Genomic DNA, 16,890 nt, shown 5'->3' with positions numbered 1-16,890 from the left:
CCACCGGTGTGCGGGCACGGCGGCACGGCGCCCCGCTCAGGCGCCCGACCAGGCGGGCAGGGCCTCGACGCGGGAACGCCACGACTCGGGCGGCGGCGGGAGGCGGGCGCCCAGGATCCCACCGATGATGGCGCAGGTGGTGTCGGCATCGCCGCCGCCGCTCACGGCGTCCCACATCGCCGCCTCGAAAGAGCCCTCCCGCACGGCCAGGTGCTTGGCCGCGGCCCACACCGTGAACGGGACGGTGTCCTGGGCGCTGACCCGCTGCCCCGACCCCAGGTGGTGCGCTGCCGTGCGCGGGTCGCGCACCGTGAGCAGCAGCCGCGCGTACCCCAGCCCGTCGTGGACCAGGCCGCGCGGAACGTGCGCGATGACCTCGTCGAAGAACGGGCCCGGCTTCAGCTCGCCGTCGCGCGCGGCCACCGCCGCCGCGACCGCCACGGCCACGGCCCCGGCCACCGCCTCGGGGTGGGTGTGGGTGATGGTCGCCGAGCGCGCCGCCTGCTCCGCGGCCACCGCCGTGTCGGTGCTGAACCACGCGCCCAGCGGCGCCACCCGCATGGCCGCGCCGTTGCCGAAGGACCCCCGCCCCTCGAACAGCCGCGCCGCCAGGTCCCGCCAGTCGCCGCCCTCGCGGACCTGGCGCAGCATCCGGGTGGTGGCGGGGCCGTACCCGCGGTCGAAGTCGTGGTGGGCGGCGAAGCTCGCCGCGAGCGCGTCCTGGTCGACCCGGCCCTGCTCCACCAGCACCCGGTAGACCGAGCACGCCATCTCGGTGTCGTCGGTCCACTGCCAGGGCGCCGGGGGCAGGGTGTGTTCGGCGAGGTGGGTGCGGGTGCCCGGGACGAAGAACTGGGACCCGAACGCGTCGCCGACGGCGAGGGCGGCCAGGGACCGCCGGGCCGCGTCGTGGTGGTCGGTACTCATGCGCGGCCATTGTCGCAGCGCGCCCGGTGCGCCGCCACCGCGCCGGATAGCCCGTCGGCGGTGCGCCGCGGCGCCGGAGGCCCTCCAGCGCGGGCATACTGGCAAATTGCCGGATTCGGCTGCCCGACGCCGCGGCGCCCCTGAGGGGCGCCGCGGGACACCGCCACCCGAGGGACGCACCCATGACCCCACCCGGACCGCCGCAGTGGCTGCCCGAGGCGCTGGCGGACCTGCTCCGCCGGCGCGTCAGCGTGCGGCGCTTCGCCGAGCGCCCGCTGGACGCCGCGGCGCTGGACCGCGTGCTGTGGGCCGCGCAGGGCCGGCTCGACGGCGGGGCCCGGCGCACCGCGCCCTCAGCGGACGGCCTGTACCCGCTGGGCCTGGCGGTGCTGGCCCGCAACGTCGACGGCCTCGGCCAGGGCTGCTACCTCCAGCACCCCTTCGCCGGGCTGGAACCCGTCGAGGCGGGCCCCGGCCCGGGGCGGCGCGTCGCCGAGGCCGCGGTCGGCGAGCAGCCCTGGCTGTTCGAGGCGCCCGCGATCGTCGTGGTCTCCGGCGACCTGCCCGCGATGCTGGAGCACTTCGCCGACCAGCAGGACGACGGCCGCCGCGGCGAGCGCTACCTCGCGATGGAGGCCGGCTGCGCCGCGCACAACGCCGCGCTGTACGCCGCTGCCCTGGGCCTGGGGTCGGTGCTGGTCGGCGGGTTCGACGACGCGCTGCTGTCCGCGGCACTGGAGGGGGCGCTGGAACCCGGGCACGTGCCGCTCGCCCTGCTGGCCGTGGGCCACCCGCACACGGGCTGAGCAGCCGCGCCCGCCGACCCCCGCCCGGCCCGGGCGCACCGCGGGATTCGCCCCTCGGCCCGCCCGCAACGCGCACCTTCTGCGGCGATGGCGAGTCCCGTGTTGCTCGACGTGGTGCGGCGGTGGTGGTGCATGCTGTTCAATCGCAGCAACGGGGAGAGAGAGTCGGCCGAACCCGCACATCACATTTCAATAACACGCTACAAAGTCCCAGGTCATTAACTCCAAGCCCCGCGCAGGCGGGGGTGGACCGGAGCAGGCCGACTGGCGCCTGCGGGACGCCCACCAAGCCCCGCGCAGGCGGGGGTGGACCGCGCTGTCCGCCGAGACCGGCCCGCTGCACCTGCCAAGCCCCGCGCAGGCGGGGGTGGACCGACGATCGTGGGGTCGCTGTCGCCGGTCGGCGACCAAGCCCCGCGCAGGCGGGGGTGGACCGACGCGCACGGAATCGCCCCTGAATGATCCCGTCCAAGCCCCGCGCAGGCGGGGGTGGACCGATCCACACCTGCGGGTCGCCGCCCGGGTCGGGCCAAGCCCCGCGCAGGCGGGGGTGGACCGTCCACCGAACTGCTGGAGGACGGGGTCGCCGACCAAGCCCCGCGCAGGCGGGGGTGGACCGAGGCTACTCTCTTCCGAGAGCCGGAATACTCCCCAAGCCCCGCGCAGGCGGGGGTGGACCGGGGCTTTCACCGCCTCCGGCGGGTCCGTGAAGCCAAGCCCCGCGCAGGCGGGGGTGGACCTCCACGAGATGGCGGTACCCCCGGTCCTGGAGCCCAAGCCCCGCGCAGGCGGGGGTGGACCGAAGCGACTTCACTAGCCGGTGCGACCGAGGCCAGGAGCTCCGCCCGCCGTTGGTGCCGCCCTTACTGCCAGGTCGGCCGGGTACCGCTTGCGGACAGGGGCCAGCAACAGACCACGCGGCCACGCGCTCCCGATCGCGGAGTCCGGCCGCACGCTCTGCCGCCGCTCCCAGTGCTCCCGCTGCTCCCGCTGCTCCCCTGCTGCACCCGCGAGGCGAGTGTGTGCACGGCGTGACCTGTGCGAAACCCGGTTGACGTGCGCGGCACCCGCGCGCGAGGCTCGCCGCCGGACACGAGCAACGTGGAGAACGGAGAAACGACCATGGCGAGCGCCGCGCACACCGCACCCGACGGGATCCGGGAGTTTCCCATCGGCGCCCCCGGCGACGGGCCCTACGGGGTCACGGCCGGACCGGACGGGGCGATGTGGTGCACCCTGGTGCACAGCGGGGGTATCGGCCGCCTGGAGACCGACGGGAGCCACCGCGTCCACTCCTTGGACGCCCCCACCTGCGGGCCGATGGTCATCACCCCGGGCCCCGACGGCGCGCTGTGGTTCACCCGCAACCGCGATCACCGCATCGGGCGCATCAGTGCGACCGGCGCGGCCGAGTCCTTCCCGCTGCCCAGCCCCGAGTGCGCCCCGTACGGCATCGCGGCGGGACCCGACGGGGCCATGTGGTTCACCGAGATGAACACCGACCGCATCGGGCGCATCAACACCGAGGGCGAGGTCACCGAGTTCCCCCTGCCGGTGTCGGGCGCCTTCCCCGCGATGATCGCCGCGGGCCCGGACGGCGCCCTGTGGTTCACCCTCAACCAGGCCGACGCGATCGGCCGCATCGCCCTGGACGGCGAGGTCGCGGTGTATCCACTGCCCCGCTCCGGTGCGGCGCCGGTGGGGATCGCAGCGGGACCCGACGGGGCGCTGTGGTTCACCCAGATCGGTGCCGGGCGGATCGGCCGGATCACGACGGCGGGGGCGGTCACCGAGACCGCGCTGTCCGACGCCGAAGCGCGCCCGCACGCCATCACCGCCGGAGCGCACGGCGACCTGTGGTTCAGCGAATGGGGGGCCGGCCGCATCGGGCGCATCACGGCCGACGGGGACGTCGAGGGCTACGGGCTGCCGACCCAGGGGTCGGAGCCGCACGGCATCGCCCTGGGGTCCGACGGCGCGGTGTGGACCGCCCTGGAGTCCGGTACGCTCGCCCGCCTCGCGCCGTAGCCGGTCCGGTAGGCGGCCCGGGGCGCATGGCCGCCGTCCGGCCGACGCCGCGGAGTACGGACAGGCGGCGGCCCAGAGCACCGTGCCATCCCGGCCATCTCCCACCCCGCCGTCCCGCCGGCCGAGCAGTGCCGCGGAACAGGTGACGGCGGAAAACCTGGAGGTTCTCCGGGTTCTGTAGGATCGACGTATGGACAGTCTGCCCTTGGAGCAGTTCCGCCGCCGCCTCTCCGACGCGGTGGGCCGGGCCGAGCACGCCGGGGCGGCCACCGCCGTCACCCGCCACGGCCGCCCCGCCGCGGTGCTGGTCTCACCGACCGACTTCGCCGAGTTGCAGCGCCTGCGCGAGCAGGAGGACGAGCGGGCGGTGCGCGAGCGCCGCGCGGCCGCCCAGTCCGAGCCCGATCGGATGGTGCGCTACGAGAGCGCCGACGACCTGGCCGCGCGGCTGGGATTGGGGCGGTGACGCGGCGCCACCTGCTCATCGACCCCGAGGTCCACGCCCACCTGCCGCAGCTGCCGCGCGCGCTTCAGCGGGCGTTCGTTGACCTCTGCGCCGAACTCCTCGCCGACCCGGCCCCAGCGGCCGCCGACCCCTACGCCGACATCCCCCGCGCCTACCGCCTGGAGACCCGCGACCTCGTCGTCTTCTACACGGTCGAAACACCGTCGGTGAGCATCTGGCGGGTCCGCGTCAACCGGTAGCGTCGCCCGTCGCCCGTCGCCCGTCGCCCGTCGCCCGTCGCCCGTCGCCCGTCGCCCGTCGCCCGTCGCCCGTCGCCCGTCGCCCGTCGCCCGTCGCCCGTCGCCCGTCGCCCGTCGCCCGTCGGCGTGCGGCCGTCGGCGTGCGGCCGTGCCCTTGGGCCGGACCCCGCGGCCCGGTCCGCGGGGTCCGACCCGCGGCACCGGACGGGGGTCAGGGCAGGCGGCGGATCTTGAGGGTGTTGTCGGTGCGGGTCGAGGGCTGCCCGTCGGGGCCGGTCTGGACGCGCTCGTGCTCGTCGGTGTGCAGGACCTCCCACTGCCCGTCGGGCAGCTCCAGCGACGCCAGGACCTCGTGCGGCGTGGGGAAGTGCGTGTCGGGGTCGTGGTCGTGCTCCCAGTCGGGGAAGCCCGCGTGGCCGACCACCAGCAGCACCCCGCCCGGCGCGACCGCCGCGGCGGCGCGGCGCAGGATCTGCTCGCGCGGCACGTCGCCCACGGAGTACAGGAACTGGGCCGAGACCAGGTCGAAGAGCCCTTCGGGCATGGTCGATCCCAGGTCATGCCGCTGCCAGTCGACGCGGTCGGCGACCCCGGCCTCGGCCGCGCGCCGGGCCGCCCGATCCAGGACGGTGCCGGAGACGTCGGCGGCGGTCACCTGCCACCCCTGCTCCGCGAGCCAGACCGCGTCGGCGCCCTCCCCGCAGCCCAGTTCCAGGGCGCGGCCCGGGGCCAGGTCGGCGGTCTCGCGGACCAGGGCGACGTTGGGGTTCCCGCTCCAGACCTGGTCGTCCTTGCCGTAGCGGGCGTCCCAGTACTCCTCGTCGGCGGTGGGGGTGTTGGTCATGGCCGCGTCCTGTTCCGGGGCGCGCGGCACGCGCCCCTGCTCGGTGGTGGTGTGGCTTGCCGCATCTGCCCCGATCGTCGCCCCGCACACGCCGGAGTGCCAAATGCGGTTGCCGTTTCGGCAAGACGCGCGGCCGCGGAACGTCCTGCTCCCCGCTCCCCGGGCCGGGGCGCCGGGCGGGGCGCAGGGGCGCACTCGGGACGGACGGTCGGCCCTGCGGTTCGCCCGGCACGCCGCGGTGCCCTCAGGTCACCGCCACACCGTTCTCGAAGGTGCGGATGACGGTGGCGGCCACCGCGTGGCGCGCCAGGGTGCCCTCGTTGGCGGCCTCGCACCCGGTGTAGACCAGGCCCCACAGGACGCTCAGCACCCAGGCGGTGCTGACCTCGGGGTCGAACACGCCCGCGGCCTGGCCGCGCTCGATGAGGTCCAGGACGGGAAGGTCGTGGTCGGGGTCCTCGGCGTCGGCGCCGCAGGGCTCGCCGTTGGCGTCGAGCCCTTCGAAGATGTTCGGGTCGTGGAGCAGGAACAGCAGGCCGTCACCTGAGGCGACCATGGCGGCGATCAGGCGCCGCATGGCCTCGCGCGGCGGCCCTTCGTCGACGCGCGCCTCCTCCACCGATGAGGACAGCCGCTGCAAGGCGTCGGCGATGACCGCGCTCACCAGTTCCTCGCGGTCGGGGAAGTAGCGGTGCAGGGTGCTGCGGCCGACGTCGGCGGCCGCGGCGATGTCGGCCAGGGGCGCCTTGCGGTTGCGGTACAGGGCGGTGGCGGCCGCGTCGAGGATGGCCCGCCGGGTGCGGTTGCGGGTGCCGGACTCGGCGGCGGCTGCGCGGCTCATGGCCCTCAATATAACCGCGATGGCCGATAAAGGGGCACCGGCAGATATTTTTGGAACATCGGTGTCCCACGTTGGTAGTCTGGGGATCAATTATCGGATCATCATGTTCACTGGAGGAATCGGTGCGCACCGACCATGAGGCCGCACCCGGGACCCTGGGGACCCCCGGCACCCCGGCGCGCTGGGCGAACCTGCGCGTGCTGTGGTCCTACGTCCGGCCCTACCGCCGCGTGCTCGTCGCCGGCATCCTGCTGGGCCTGCTCACCACCGGCATGGGCCTGGCCGAACCCATGGTCGTCAAATGGGTCCTCGACGGACTGGGCACCGGGCAGCCCATCGCGCCCGCCGTCGCCGTCCTGATCGTGCTGATGGCCGTCGGCGCCACCGTGGGCCTGGTGCAGTGGATCATGCTGGGCCGCATGGGCGAGCACATCGTCCTCGACGCCCGCACCGCCATGGTCCGCCGGCTGCTGCGCGTCCGGATGGGCGACCTCACCGGCCGCTCCAGCGGCGAACTCGTCACCCGTGTCACCTCCGACACCGTGCTCATGCGCGAGGCCGCCGCCTCCAGCGTCGTGGAGTTCGTCAACGGCGCCGTCGGCATCATCGGCGCCCTGGTGCTCATGGCGGTCCTCGACTGGGTGCTGCTCGCCACCACCTTCGCCACGCTCCTCGTCGTCGCCGTCGTCATCGCCCTGCTCATGCCGGGGCTGGCGCGCGCCGAGAAGCAGGCCCAGGAGTCCGTGGGGCACATGGGCGCCGCGCTGGAGGGCGCGATGCGCGCCATCCGCACCGTCAAGGCCAGCCGCGCCGAGGAGCGCGAGTCCGGCCGCATCCTCGACCAGGCCAGGGAATCGGCCCGCCACAGCATCCGCGCCGTCCGCATCGAAGCCGTCACCTGGACCATCACCGGCGCGGGCATCTCCATCGCCATCATGCTCATCCTCGGTATCGGCGCCTACCGGGTCAGCTCCGGGGAACTGGCCGTCTCAGGCCTGGTGGCGTTCCTGCTGTACGCGTTCCAGCTCACCACTCCCGCCATGGAACTCACCCAGGTCTTCACCCAGTTGCAGTCGGGCATCGCCGCCGCGGCCCGGATGAGCGAGATCCAGGCGCTGGGCGTGGAGACCGACCGGCCCGGCGCCGACGCCGGGCCGGCCGCCGGACCCGCCGACGGCGGCCCCGTGATGTCCTTCCACGGGGTCACCGCCCGCTACGCCCCGGCGACCCCCGCCGCCCTCGACGCGGTCTCCATCGACATCGCCCGCACCGGCCACACCGCGATTGTCGGCCCCTCCGGCGCGGGCAAGACCACGATGTTCTCGCTCATGCTGCGGTTCCTGCACCCCGAGGCCGGCGAGGTGCGCCTCGACGGCCGCCCCCTGACCGACTGGCCGCTCGCGACCCTGCGCAGCCGCGTCGTCTACGTCGAGCAGGACACCCCGCTGGTCCCCGGCACCCTCGCGGAGAACCTGCGCTACACCAACCCCGACGCCGACGACGACCGGCTGTGGCAGGCCCTGGCAGCGGTGCACCTGGCGGAGCGCGCCCGCGGCCTCGCCCAGGGCCTCGACACCCCGATGTCCACCGCCGCCATCTCCGGCGGCGAACGCCAGCGCGTGGCCCTGGCCCGCGCCCTGGTGTCCGATCCCGAGATCCTGCTGCTGGACGAGGCCACCGCCCAGCTCGACGGGGTGACCGAGGCCGCCGTGCAGCGCTCCATCCGCGCCATCGCCGCGCGCGGCGCCGTGGTCACCATCGCCCACCGGCTCTCCACCGTGGTCGACGCCGACCGGATCATCGTCATGGAGGCCGGGCGGTGCCGCGCCGCGGGCACCCACACCGAACTCCTCGCCGCCGACGCGCTCTACCGCGACCTGGTCACCGCGCTGCGCATCGGCCCCGTGGGCCCGCGCGAACCCGACCCGGTCGGGTGAGGGCGCCGCCGCCCGGCCGCGCCGCCCTCACCCGTGCAGCGGGTGGCGCGCCTGGTAGGCCAGCCGCTCCTCGGCCCCGGCGCCGACCGCGTCCAACTCCTCGTCGAGGCCGGACCACACCTGCCACAGCGGCGCGGTCCCGGCCGCGGCGAGCCGGGCGCACACCCGGTCCTCCAGGTCCGCGCAGCGCCGGGCCTTCCACGCCTTGTCGGAGAGGCTGACCAGCAGGTCCTCCAGGGTGCGGTCGGGCTCGGCGAAACGGGCGTGGGTCCGGCAGAACCGGGCCAGGCCCGGGGGCACGCCGCGCGCCAGCAGCAGCGCCTCCCCCGCCTCCTCGTGGGCGTGCCCGGGCCCGCTGAGCTCGCCCGGGTGCACGGTCTTGCCGATGTCGTGGACCGCGGCACCGAACAGCACAGCCTCGGCGTCGACCGGGACACCGGGGTGGTGGCGCCCCACCCAGCCGAGCAGCCGCGCGGCGACGTCGTGGACCAGGCGCAGGTGCGCGACCAGGCGCGGCGGGGCCTGCTCGGCGCGCAGCAGCGCCAGGGCCCGCGGCGGCAGCGGGGCGAGGCGGGGCCGCGCGGCCCCGCTCACCGCTGCGGCGGGTCGGCGAACAGGTCCAGGTACTGGTCCTTGCCGAACATGCGCGCGGCCTCCGCGGCGGAGGGCGCCCCGGCGTGGGGGTCGGCGCCGTGCTCGGTGAGGACGCGCACCACGGCGTCCTCACCCTTGAACACCGCCCCCGCCAGCGGCGACTGGCCGCGGTCGTTCAGCCGGTCGAGGTCGGCGCCGTGCTCGCACAGCAGGGCGACCGTCGCCGCGTGCCCGTGGTAGGCGGCGAGCATGGTCAGGGTGTCGCCGTTGTCGTTGGTGAGGTCGGCGGGGACCCCGGCGGCGAGGTAGGCGGCCAGCGCCTCGCTCTCGCCGCGACGGGCGAGCTGGAAGATCTTGGTCGCCAGGGTGACGACCTCGGGGTCGTGGACGGGATCGCTGGTGGGGTCGTCGGTACTCACGGGACCAGCCTAGATCCGATGGGGGCGCGCACCGGCGAGCAGGGCCGCGGGCGCCGCCGGCGGGTCCGGCGCGCGGCCCCGCAACCGAAGCGGTCCCCGGACCGGCGCACCGCGCGCGGCGGGGCGTGCACCACCGCGGTCCGCCCCCGGCACGCGGGGCTCGGCACGGCGGGCCGGCGCAGTGTGGTGTTTCGCACCGCCGGGCGCTCCGCGGCCGCCCGTCCCACCGTCCCCGGCCGCCGCGCGGCCCGCATCAGCGGCGCCGCCCGCACGCTTCCCGCCGGGCGTGACGACGGCGGCGCAGACCCGCGCCGCGGGGCGGCGGACCCGCCCCCGGCCCTCCGCGGCCTGTACGAGTTCCTCCCATAAGTTCTGTTTTGTCGCTAGGGTGCATGATCAGCTCTGAGAGGAGACCCCCGTGCGACATGTCGTCGGCTTCATCGTCGGAATGATGCTCGCTCCAATCGTCCTGATCGGCCTGGGCTGGGCCTACCCCCGCCTGGCCGCCATCGCCGCCCGCGACGGCGCGACGTTCGTCAGCGCCACCGGACTGTCCGCCGTCGGCGTGCTCAGCGTCCTCGCCGTCCTGCTGGGCCTGTCCGCCGCGGCGCCGCGCCTCACCCCTCTGCTGCCGGGAATCGCCGGGCTGTCCCTGGTCGGCGTGACCGCCGCCCACGTGATGCGCCCCGAGCTGATCGGTCGCCTACCCGCCGTCCCCGGAATGGACGGCGCGCAGACCCTGCTGGCCCTCGGCGTGTTCCTGCCGCTGAGCGTCGCCCTGATCGTGCCCATGTTCCTGCCCGCCCGGTGGCGCCGCTACCAGGCCGCGCACTCCACCGACGAGGTCGAGGAGTACTTCGACGGTCTCTACGACAGCGAGGAGGAGGAGTACGAGGAGCAGCCCCGGCGCAGGCACGGCCGCCGCCCCTCCCATGCCTGACCCCGGACCGGGGGCCCGCACCCGCGGCGCCGCCCGGCCACCGCGATCCCACCGGGCCGCGGCCGCGCCCACCGGCGCCGCCGCGGCCCGCGGCCGTCTCAGGCGCCGCGGTGCAGGCGCCGGTGCAGCGCGCGGACCTGCTCGGCGAGTTCGGGAACTGGGCCCTCCACCACGACCCCGGGCGCGACCGCGCGGATCGGCAGGGGCCGCACCGGGGCCTCCGGCACCCCCAGTTCGGCGAGCCACGCCACGAGCTGCGCCGAGGAGCTCGCGTACACGATGCGGCCCAGCCCCACCCAGGCGTGCGCGGCCGCGCACATCGGGCAGTGCTCCCCCGAGGTGAACACCGTTGCCGCCGCCCGCTCGCGCGCACTCAGGTGCTCCGCCGCCCAGCGCGCGAGCGCGAACTCCGGGTGGCGGGTGCGGTCGCCCGCGGCGACCCGGTTGCGGTCCTCGGCGAGGACGGTGCCGTCGCCGCCGGCCAGCACCGACCCGAACGGCTCGTCGCCGTCCTCCAGCGCCTCGCGCGCCAGCTCCACGCAGCGGCGCAGCAGCCGCATCTCCCCCGCATCGACCATGGTGCGACCCTAACCCCAATGCCATTGCCGGAAACGGGCGAGAGGGCGCTTCCACGGCCCCGCTCACCTGGACGACGGCGGCACGCCGCGGCCGGGTTCCTCACGCGGCGTTGACGCGCACGTCCAGCGTCGCCGGGCCCTCCCCCGGTGTGCCGCGCGCCGCGAGGACCCCCTCGCCCGCCTCGTGGTCCCAGGACAGCCACCCGGTCACGGTGACGTCGACGCCCGCGGGGACCCGCCACTCGGTGAAGTCGACGCTGCGGAACAGCAGGGGCGCCAGGTAGGCGCGGACCGCGGGAAAACGCGCCCGGACCCGGTCGGTGACCGGGGTGCCGCGGTCGGCGAACGCCCGCGGCTGCGCCTCCGTAAGGCGCGACACCACCGTGTACCGGTTCGCCATCTCCGGATCGGGATCGACCCGCACCCGCCGCCCGCCCTCCTCGATGTGGAAGGGCCGCTGCGAGATCTCGTCGACGGGCAGGTGCACCGCCGCGACCGTCATCAGGCTGCGCGGGTGCACGCGCACCCGCCACCACGCGCACGGCCGCTCGCTCATCGGACCCTGCGGAGCCTCCCCGTCGGGCAGGACCGCCCGGCCCCGCACCGCGCACAACCGGGACGCGGGGTAGGCGTCGTGCAGGGCGAGCGTCTCGGACACACCGCGGATCGCGGTCTTGTGGACCTCGTCGACCACCGCGGTCGTCCGCCGCGCCCGCAGCAGAACCACCACCAGCAGCACCCCGACCGCCAGAACCACCACCAGCAACGGCCCCGCTCCCCTCGTCCGCCCGCCAAGCCGATGGGTAGGACGCGCCGCCCCGGCCGCGCGTTCCCGGTCGGCGGCCGCCCCCGGGCCGGGGCGGCAGGCCCCGTGTCAGGCGGCGCGGCGCTCGGCGACCTGGGCGCGGGTCTCGGGGATGGCGAGCACCGCCCCCAGGCTGACCAGGCAGACGGCGGCCATGTAGGCCGAGACCGACAGCGACGTGCCCGTGGCGGCCTGGAGCGCGGCCGCCACGAACGGCGCGAACCCGCCGCCGAGGACCGCGCCCACCGCATAGGCCAGCGACGCCCCGCTGTAGCGGACCCGCGAGGGGAACAGTTCGGCGTACAGCGCCGACTGCGGCCCGTACGTCAGGCCCAGGCCGACCGCGAGCACCAGCACGCTGCCCAGCATCAGCGGCAGCCGGGCGGTGTCGAGCATCAGGAAGAACGGGAACGACCACGCGAGCAGCCACACGCTGCCCAGCAGGTAGACCGGGCGCCGGCCCACCGTGTCCGACCAGTGCGCGGCCCACAGCGTCGTGGCGATCCAGGCGAGCGCGCCGACCACCACGACGACCAGCATCGTGGACTGGGGGACGCGGAGGTGCTCGGTGGCGTAGCCGAGGATGTAGGCGAGGAAGATGTAGCCCGCCATGTTGTTGGCGATGAACACCCCGGCCGCGACCAGGAACGCGCGGCGGTGCGCCCCGAAGACCTCGGCGATCGGGCGGGCGGTGCGCTCGCTGCGGTCCTTGAGGCGCAGGAACTCCGGGCTCTCGCCGACCTTGAGGCGGATGACGAAGCCCACCACGATGAGCACGGCGCTGAACAGGAACGGCAGCCGCCACCCCCACGCGGCGAACTGCGCGTCGCTGATCGCCGCCCCCGAGACCAAGAACACCGCGTTGGCCAGCACCAGTCCGGCGGGCGCGCCCAACTGGGGGAAGGCGCCGTAGAAGCCGCGCCGCCGCTCCGGCGCGTGCTCCACCGCCAGCAGCGCGGCCCCGCCCCACTCGCCGCCCGCGCTCAGCCCCTGAAGCAGGCGCAGCACGACCAGCAGCACCGGTGCGGCGAGTCCGATCTGGGAGTAGGTGGGCAGCAGCCCCACCCCCACCGTCGCGGCCCCCATGAGCAGCAGCGACACGACGAGCATGGCACGCCGTCCCAGCAGGTCGCCGAAGTGGCCCATGAGCACGCCGCCCAGCGGGCGCGCGATGAAGCTGACGCCGATCGTGGCGAAGGAGGCGAGGCCCGCCGCCGTGGGCGAGAGGTCGGTGAAGAACTGCGCGGCGAACACCAGTTGCGCCGCTGTGGCGTAGATGAAGAAGTCGTACCACTCGATGGCGGTGCCGACGAAGCTCGCAACGGCGACCCGGCGGCGCTGGGAGCCCGCGTCGGCCTGCGGGGACGGGGTCGACGCCATGGGGTGGTCCTCCCTGGTCGCGGCGGACGCGCAGCACATCCGCGCCGATCCTAGGTGTGACACAGGGCACACACAAGAGCACCCACGGCACAACCCGGGCGACGAACTCCGTTAGTTCAAACTTACGGTTGACGGCGGCTTACCGTTCGTCCAGACTTACGGATGTGCCCGCTACCGCATCCGCCGTCCTCGACGCACTCGGCGATCCGACCCGGCGCAGCATCCTCGAACGGCTCGCCGACGGGCCGCTCGCGGTCGGTGCGCTGGCCGAGCGCCTGCCCGTCTCGCGGCCCGCCGTGTCCCAGCACCTCCGCGTGCTCAAGGACGCCGAGCTGGTCGCCGAGTCCGCTGTGGGGACCCGCCGGCTCTACCGCCTCGACCCCACCGGCATCGAAGCGGTCCGGGCCTACCTGGACCGCTTCTGGGCGACCACACTCGACAACTTCGCGGCGCTCGCCGAGGCCGAGGCCCGCCGCGACCCGCGGCCACCCGACGACGACCGACGACGACCCGACCGACCACCACCCGAAGGAGAACACCCTTGAGCACCGAGTCCGCCGCCGAGATCGCAGTCCGCCGCTCCGTGAGCGTCCCGCTCGACCCCGCACGCGCGTTCGCACTGTTCACCACGCGCATCAGCGAGTTCTGGGGTGAGCACTCCATCGGCGAATCCCCCATGGCGGCCGTCGTCATCGAACCCCGCGCCGGAGGCCGGTGGTTCGAGCGCGGCACCGACGGCACCGAGACCCCCTGGGGGCGCGTCGCCGTGTGGGAGCCGCCGGGGCGGCTGGTCCTCGTCTGGCAGATCGGTTTCGACTGGGCCTACGACCCCGCGCTGGAGACCGAGGTCGAGATCGACTTCGAGGAGCAGGGGCCCGGCCGCACCCGCCTGGTGCTGGTGCACCGCCACGTGGAGCGCTACGGCGAGCACACCGCGTCCATGCGCGCGCTGTTCGAGTCCCCCGACGCCTGGGCCGCCACCCTGGACCGCTACGCCGCGCTGGCGGGCTGACGCCGCCGCGGGCGCGCCACGTCGCCCGGTCGCCCCGCCCCCTCCCGGGGCCGGGGCGACCGGGCGGCGGCTACTTCGACGGGTCGCGGTTGTACAGCGCCCGCGCCCACAGGTACCCGCCCAGGGCGATGGCCAGGCACCAGGCGACGGCCAGGACGCCGCTGCCGCCGATCGGGGTGCCCATCAGCAGCCCCCGCAGGGTCTCCATGACGGGGGTGAAGGGCTGGTACTCGGCGAACCAGCGGATCCCGGCCGGCATCGAGTCCGTGGGCACGAACCCGCTGCCCAGGAACGGCAGCAGCACCAGCGGCATGGGCATGTTGCTCGCGGTCTCGACGCTCTCGCTCACCAGGCCCATCGCGACCGTCAACCAGGTCAGCGCGAAGCACAGCAGCGCGAACATGCCGACCGCGGCGACCCACGCACCCGGCCCGGCGCTCGGCCGGAACCCGATCAGCAGCGCGACGCCGATCACGACCGCCATGCTCAGCATCGCCTGGATCATGCTGCCCACGACGTGCCCGGTCAGCACCGAGGAGCGGGCGATGGCCATGGTGCGGAAGCGGGCCACGACGCCTTCGGTCATGTCCATGGCGACCGACACCGCGGTGCCCATGGAGACACTGGCCGCGGCCATCAGCAGGATCCCGGGGACCACGTAGTTCAGGTACTCGCCGCGCCCGCCCGCGGCGCCGCCGAGTCCCGCACCCAGGGTGCCGCCGAAGACGTAGACGAACAGCAGCAGGAAGAGGATCGGCTGCCCGATGAGCATCAGGGTCAGCGACGGATAGCGCACCATGTGCCGGAGCTGGCGCCGCGACATCGTCGCCGCGTCGGTGAGGGTGGCGGAGAGGGCGGTCATCGGACTGCTTCCTTTGCGTCGTCGGAGGGGTGGCCGGTGAGGGTGAGGAACACGTCGTCGAGGTCGGGGGTGTGCACCGCCAGCTCCTCGGGCGTGATCGAGGCGTCGTCGAGCCGGTCGAGCAGGGCCTTCAGCGAGCGGACCCCGCCGTCGCCGGGGACCTGCACGGTGAGCGCGGCGGTGTCGGCCACGCCCGTGCCGAGGATCCGGACGGCCGACTCCACCGCGCCGATGTCGGTGAACCGCAGCAGGACGTGGCCGCCGGGGATGAGGCGCTTGAGCTCGTCGGCGGTGCCCTCGGCGACCAGCCGCCCGTGGTCGAGGACCGCGATCCGGTCGGCGAGCTCGTCGGCCTCCTCCAGGTACTGGGTGGTGAGGAAGATCGTGACGCCGCCGTCGACCAGGTCGCGGATGATCTGCCACATCGACCGCCGGCTGCGCGGGTCCAGGCCGGTGGTCGGCTCGTCCAGGAAGACGATGCGGGGGTCGCCGACCAGGCCCATGGCGAGGTCGAGCCGGCGCCGCATGCCGCCGGAGTAGGCCGAGCCGAGCTTGCCGGCCGCGCCGACCAGGTCGAAGCGCTCCAGCAGGTCGGCGACGCGCCGCCGGCCCTCGTCCCGGCCCAGGTGGTGCAGGTCCGCCATCAGCATCAGGTTCTCCCGGCCGGTGAGCAGGTTGTCCACCGCGGAGAACTGGCCGGTGACACCGATCGCCGCGCGGACCGCGTCGGGGTCGCGGGCGACGTCGTGGCCCGCCACCCGCACGTCCCCGCTGTCGGCGCCGATCAGCGTGGACAGGATCTTGACCGCGGTCGTCTTGCCCGCGCCGTTGGGGCCCAGCAGCGAGAACACCGTGCCGGCGGGGACGTCCAGGTCGATGCCGTCGAGGACGAGATGGTCCCCGTAGGACTTGCGCAGCGCGGTCGCCGCGATCGCCGGGGTGGGTGGGGCGGTGGTCATGGTTCCTCGATTCGTGAAAAGGGCGTACGTGATGTGTCGTGGCGGCCGTGGCAGGTCGTGGTGGCGACGGCGCGCGGCCGGGACGCGGGCAGCCCGCGGCTCGGGGCGGCGGCGTGGAGTGGTGGCCGGGCGGCGCGGTGCGGCGCCGCCGGGAGGGCCCGGCGCAGTGGGGCCGGGAGCGGCAGGGCGGGGCCGGACCGGACGGCGGGTCGACGGTCGGGCCGGGTGATGCGCTGCGCGGTGGGGCGGTGGGGCAGGGGCGGCGGGGTCGCCGCCGGGTGCTACGGGTGGGCTTCGGCCAGGCCGGCTCCTTGTCGTCGGGGTGTCGGTCGGGCGGTCAGGAGCGGTGCACCACGATGTCGCCGAAGGCGGTGCGGGCGCGCACCGTGACGGTCTCGTCGCCGGGGCCGGGGCCGTCGGCGGCGTCCAGGTCGGTGTGCACGGTGCCGAACTGCGTGCTGAGGTCGAGCCGGGCCGCGGTGCCGTCGACGATGCCGATCTCCACTTCGCCGACCGCGGTCTCCAGCGAGGTCGAGCCGCGCATGACCGCGCCGATCGTGATGTCGCCGTTGGCGCTGGTGGCGCCGCACGTCGCGTGCGCCTTGCCGACGGAGATACGGCCGTTGGCGGACTTCAACCGCAGATCGCCGGTCGCCTCGCCGATCCAGGTGTCGCCGTTGGAGTTCTTGATCACCGCGGTGCCGTCGATCGTGCGGATGCGCACCGACCCGGAGGCGGTCGTGGCCTCGCAGTGGCCCACCGCGCGGCCCACGGTGATGTCGCCGGTGGTGCTCAGCCGGAGGGGGCCGGTCTGGTCGAGTGCGATGTCGCCGGCGCCCGACTTGATCCGGCATTCGCCGAGCCGCCCCTCGCAGTGGAACGCCGCCGCCGAGGTGTCGCCCTCCACGTGCGAGCCCGAGGGCAGCTCGACCGTCACATCGATCGCCGGGCCGCTGCCGAAGAAGCCGTACTGCCGCCACTGCTGCGGCGCCTTGACCAGGAGCCTGCCGTCCGCGTAATCGACGCGCGCCTGCTCCGCGGCCTTGGCGTCGGACTCGTTGGCGGCGTCGCTCGGGCGCACCTCGACCCGGGTGTCGGTGCGGTCGCTCGCGATGATCCGGAGGTGGCCGGCCGCGAGGTCGATCTTGACCGAGATCGGTTCGGGCGTGGTGAAGGTCGGCATGGCGATGCCTTTCTGAGGGATCTGCGGAAAGCCCCCTGCTGGTGGGGCGGGTGGAGAGGGGCGGGTGCCG

The 16,890-nt window shown here is 74.9% G+C and carries 19 protein-coding genes and 1 CRISPR repeat array; of the genes, 8 read left to right on the top strand and 11 right to left on the bottom strand.

The window, feature by feature from the left end:
- Window positions 1–36 precede the first annotated feature (36 nt).
- Window positions 37–927 carry an ADP-ribosylglycohydrolase family protein gene (locus CLV63_RS07885; protein WP_106582261.1) on the bottom strand — a complete coding sequence of 297 codons (891 nt, stop codon included), beginning with the start codon at window positions 925–927 and terminating at the stop codon, window positions 37–39.
- 182 nt (window positions 928–1,109) lie between these two features.
- On the opposite strand from CLV63_RS07885, the gene CLV63_RS07880 reads away from it, so the two are divergent.
- The 4 genes from CLV63_RS07880 to CLV63_RS33480 all read left to right on the top strand — a co-directional run bounded on the left by CLV63_RS07880 (window position 1,110) and on the right by CLV63_RS33480 (window position 4,466).
- Window positions 1,110–1,733, top strand: a complete 624-nt coding sequence (locus CLV63_RS07880) for a nitroreductase family protein (protein WP_106582260.1) — start codon at window positions 1,110–1,112, stop codon at window positions 1,731–1,733.
- A 224-nt stretch (window positions 1,734–1,957) separates the two neighbouring features.
- Window positions 1,958–2,535: direct repeats of the CRISPR family, unit length 29 nt; unit sequence CCAAGCCCCGCGCAGGCGGGGGTGGACCG.
- Window positions 2,536–2,834: 299 nt separating this feature from the next.
- Entirely contained in the window at window positions 2,835–3,761 is a 927-nt protein-coding gene (locus CLV63_RS07875; RefSeq protein ID WP_245928645.1) for a Vgb family protein, read from the top strand.
- A 190-nt stretch (window positions 3,762–3,951) separates the two neighbouring features.
- Window positions 3,952–4,227, top strand: coding sequence for a type II toxin-antitoxin system Phd/YefM family antitoxin (locus CLV63_RS07870; protein ID WP_106582258.1), 276 nt, complete (start codon window positions 3,952–3,954; stop codon window positions 4,225–4,227).
- Window positions 4,224–4,466: a type II toxin-antitoxin system RelE/ParE family toxin gene (locus tag CLV63_RS33480; RefSeq protein ID WP_106582257.1), complete on the top strand. Its 243-nt coding sequence runs from the start codon at window positions 4,224–4,226 to the stop codon at window positions 4,464–4,466. Before CLV63_RS07870 ends, CLV63_RS33480 begins: the two co-directional genes overlap by 4 nt.
- A 211-nt stretch (window positions 4,467–4,677) precedes the next feature.
- Here CLV63_RS33480 and CLV63_RS07860 read toward each other — a convergent pair whose 3' ends face one another.
- Window positions 4,678–5,310 carry an SAM-dependent methyltransferase gene (locus CLV63_RS07860; RefSeq protein WP_106582256.1) on the bottom strand — a complete coding sequence of 211 codons (633 nt, stop codon included), beginning with the start codon at window positions 5,308–5,310 and terminating at the stop codon, window positions 4,678–4,680.
- A gap of 244 nt (window positions 5,311–5,554) precedes the next feature.
- Complete coding sequence (locus CLV63_RS07855; protein WP_106582255.1) at window positions 5,555–6,151, bottom strand: TetR/AcrR family transcriptional regulator; 597 nt, start codon at window positions 6,149–6,151, stop codon at window positions 5,555–5,557.
- 122 nt (window positions 6,152–6,273) lie between these two features.
- On the opposite strand from CLV63_RS07855, the gene CLV63_RS07850 reads away from it, so the two are divergent.
- Window positions 6,274–8,088 carry an ABC transporter ATP-binding protein gene (locus CLV63_RS07850; protein ID WP_342751367.1) on the top strand — a complete coding sequence of 605 codons (1,815 nt, stop codon included), beginning with the start codon at window positions 6,274–6,276 and terminating at the stop codon, window positions 8,086–8,088.
- 27 nt (window positions 8,089–8,115) lie between these two features.
- Here the strand turns inward: CLV63_RS07850 and CLV63_RS07845 are convergent, their stop codons facing one another.
- Together CLV63_RS07845 and CLV63_RS07840 are read right to left on the bottom strand one after the other, a co-directional pair.
- Window positions 8,116–8,682 (bottom strand): HD domain-containing protein, encoded by a 567-nt coding sequence (locus CLV63_RS07845; protein WP_106582254.1) that lies wholly within the window; start codon window positions 8,680–8,682, stop codon window positions 8,116–8,118.
- Complete coding sequence (locus CLV63_RS07840; RefSeq protein WP_106582253.1) at window positions 8,679–9,101, bottom strand: ankyrin repeat domain-containing protein; 423 nt, start codon at window positions 9,099–9,101, stop codon at window positions 8,679–8,681. The genes CLV63_RS07845 and CLV63_RS07840 overlap by 4 nt, the downstream gene beginning before the upstream one ends.
- 418 nt (window positions 9,102–9,519) lie before the next feature.
- Between CLV63_RS07840 and CLV63_RS07830 the strand changes: the two genes are divergently transcribed.
- Window positions 9,520–10,041 carry a hypothetical protein gene (locus CLV63_RS07830; RefSeq protein ID WP_106582251.1) on the top strand — a complete coding sequence of 174 codons (522 nt, stop codon included), beginning with the start codon at window positions 9,520–9,522 and terminating at the stop codon, window positions 10,039–10,041.
- 98 nt (window positions 10,042–10,139) lie between these two features.
- Here CLV63_RS07830 and CLV63_RS07825 read toward each other — a convergent pair whose 3' ends face one another.
- From CLV63_RS07825 to CLV63_RS07815, 3 genes are all read right to left on the bottom strand, one after another.
- Window positions 10,140–10,619, bottom strand: coding sequence for a nucleoside deaminase (locus CLV63_RS07825; RefSeq protein ID WP_106582250.1), 480 nt, complete (start codon window positions 10,617–10,619; stop codon window positions 10,140–10,142).
- A 100-nt stretch (window positions 10,620–10,719) separates the two neighbouring features.
- The gene (locus CLV63_RS07820; protein ID WP_106582249.1) at window positions 10,720–11,385 is read right to left on the bottom strand and encodes a hypothetical protein; all 666 of its coding nucleotides are present in this window, start codon (window positions 11,383–11,385) and stop codon (window positions 10,720–10,722) included.
- A 108-nt stretch (window positions 11,386–11,493) separates the two neighbouring features.
- Window positions 11,494–12,804 (bottom strand): MFS transporter, encoded by a 1,311-nt coding sequence (locus tag CLV63_RS07815; protein ID WP_106582248.1) that lies wholly within the window; start codon window positions 12,802–12,804, stop codon window positions 11,494–11,496.
- Between the two features lie 164 nt (window positions 12,805–12,968).
- Here CLV63_RS07815 and CLV63_RS07810 point away from each other — a divergent pair, with 164 nt between their 5' ends.
- Window positions 12,969–13,349: an ArsR/SmtB family transcription factor gene (locus CLV63_RS07810; RefSeq protein WP_106582247.1), complete on the top strand. Its 381-nt coding sequence runs from the start codon at window positions 12,969–12,971 to the stop codon at window positions 13,347–13,349.
- The gene (locus CLV63_RS07805) at window positions 13,346–13,816 is read left to right on the top strand and encodes an SRPBCC family protein (protein WP_106582246.1); all 471 of its coding nucleotides are present in this window, start codon (window positions 13,346–13,348) and stop codon (window positions 13,814–13,816) included. Before CLV63_RS07810 ends, CLV63_RS07805 begins: the two co-directional genes overlap by 4 nt.
- 70 nt (window positions 13,817–13,886) lie before the next feature.
- Here CLV63_RS07805 and CLV63_RS07800 read toward each other — a convergent pair whose 3' ends face one another.
- The 3 genes from CLV63_RS07800 to CLV63_RS07790 all read right to left on the bottom strand — a co-directional run bounded on the left by CLV63_RS07800 (window position 13,887) and on the right by CLV63_RS07790 (window position 16,820).
- Window positions 13,887–14,678 carry an ABC transporter permease gene (locus CLV63_RS07800; protein ID WP_106582245.1) on the bottom strand — a complete coding sequence of 264 codons (792 nt, stop codon included), beginning with the start codon at window positions 14,676–14,678 and terminating at the stop codon, window positions 13,887–13,889.
- Window positions 14,675–15,637: an ATP-binding cassette domain-containing protein gene (locus tag CLV63_RS07795; RefSeq protein WP_106582244.1), complete on the bottom strand. Its 963-nt coding sequence runs from the start codon at window positions 15,635–15,637 to the stop codon at window positions 14,675–14,677. Before CLV63_RS07795 ends, CLV63_RS07800 begins: the two co-directional genes overlap by 4 nt.
- A gap of 337 nt (window positions 15,638–15,974) precedes the next feature.
- On the bottom strand, window positions 15,975–16,820 hold the full coding sequence (locus tag CLV63_RS07790) for a DUF4097 family beta strand repeat-containing protein (protein ID WP_106582243.1): 846 nt from the start codon (window positions 16,818–16,820) through the stop codon (window positions 15,975–15,977).
- Window positions 16,821–16,890: the final 70 nt, after the last annotated feature.

Origin of the sequence: Murinocardiopsis flavida, assembly GCF_003014485.1 — a bacterium.
In the GTDB taxonomy this organism is placed as follows: Bacteria; Actinomycetota; Actinomycetes; order Streptosporangiales; family Streptosporangiaceae; genus Murinocardiopsis; species Murinocardiopsis flavida.
The sequence above is the reverse complement of the archived record's forward strand: the minus strand, read 5'-3'. Positions and strand labels throughout refer to the sequence as shown.

Bases quoted from the DNA above. Each gene is read 5' to 3' on its own strand.
- CLV63_RS07885 (WP_106582261.1), bottom strand. From the start codon at position 927: ATGAGTACCGACCACCACGACGCGGCCCGGCGGTCCCTGGCCGCCCTC.
- CLV63_RS07880 (WP_106582260.1), top strand. From the start codon at position 1,110: ATGACCCCACCCGGACCGCCGCAGTGGCTGCCCGAGGCGCTGGCGGAC.
- CLV63_RS07870 (WP_106582258.1), top strand. From the start codon at position 3,952: ATGGACAGTCTGCCCTTGGAGCAGTTCCGCCGCCGCCTCTCCGACGCG.
- CLV63_RS07860 (WP_106582256.1), bottom strand. From the start codon at position 5,310: ATGACCAACACCCCCACCGCCGACGAGGAGTACTGGGACGCCCGCTAC.
- CLV63_RS07855 (WP_106582255.1), bottom strand. From the start codon at position 6,151: ATGAGCCGCGCAGCCGCCGCCGAGTCCGGCACCCGCAACCGCACCCGG.
- CLV63_RS07825 (WP_106582250.1), bottom strand. From the start codon at position 10,619: ATGGTCGATGCGGGGGAGATGCGGCTGCTGCGCCGCTGCGTGGAGCTG.
- CLV63_RS07815 (WP_106582248.1), bottom strand. From the start codon at position 12,804: ATGGCGTCGACCCCGTCCCCGCAGGCCGACGCGGGCTCCCAGCGCCGC.
- CLV63_RS07800 (WP_106582245.1), bottom strand. From the start codon at position 14,678: ATGACCGCCCTCTCCGCCACCCTCACCGACGCGGCGACGATGTCGCGG.
- CLV63_RS07795 (WP_106582244.1), bottom strand. From the start codon at position 15,637: ATGACCACCGCCCCACCCACCCCGGCGATCGCGGCGACCGCGCTGCGC.
- CLV63_RS07790 (WP_106582243.1), bottom strand. From the start codon at position 16,820: ATGCCGACCTTCACCACGCCCGAACCGATCTCGGTCAAGATCGACCTC.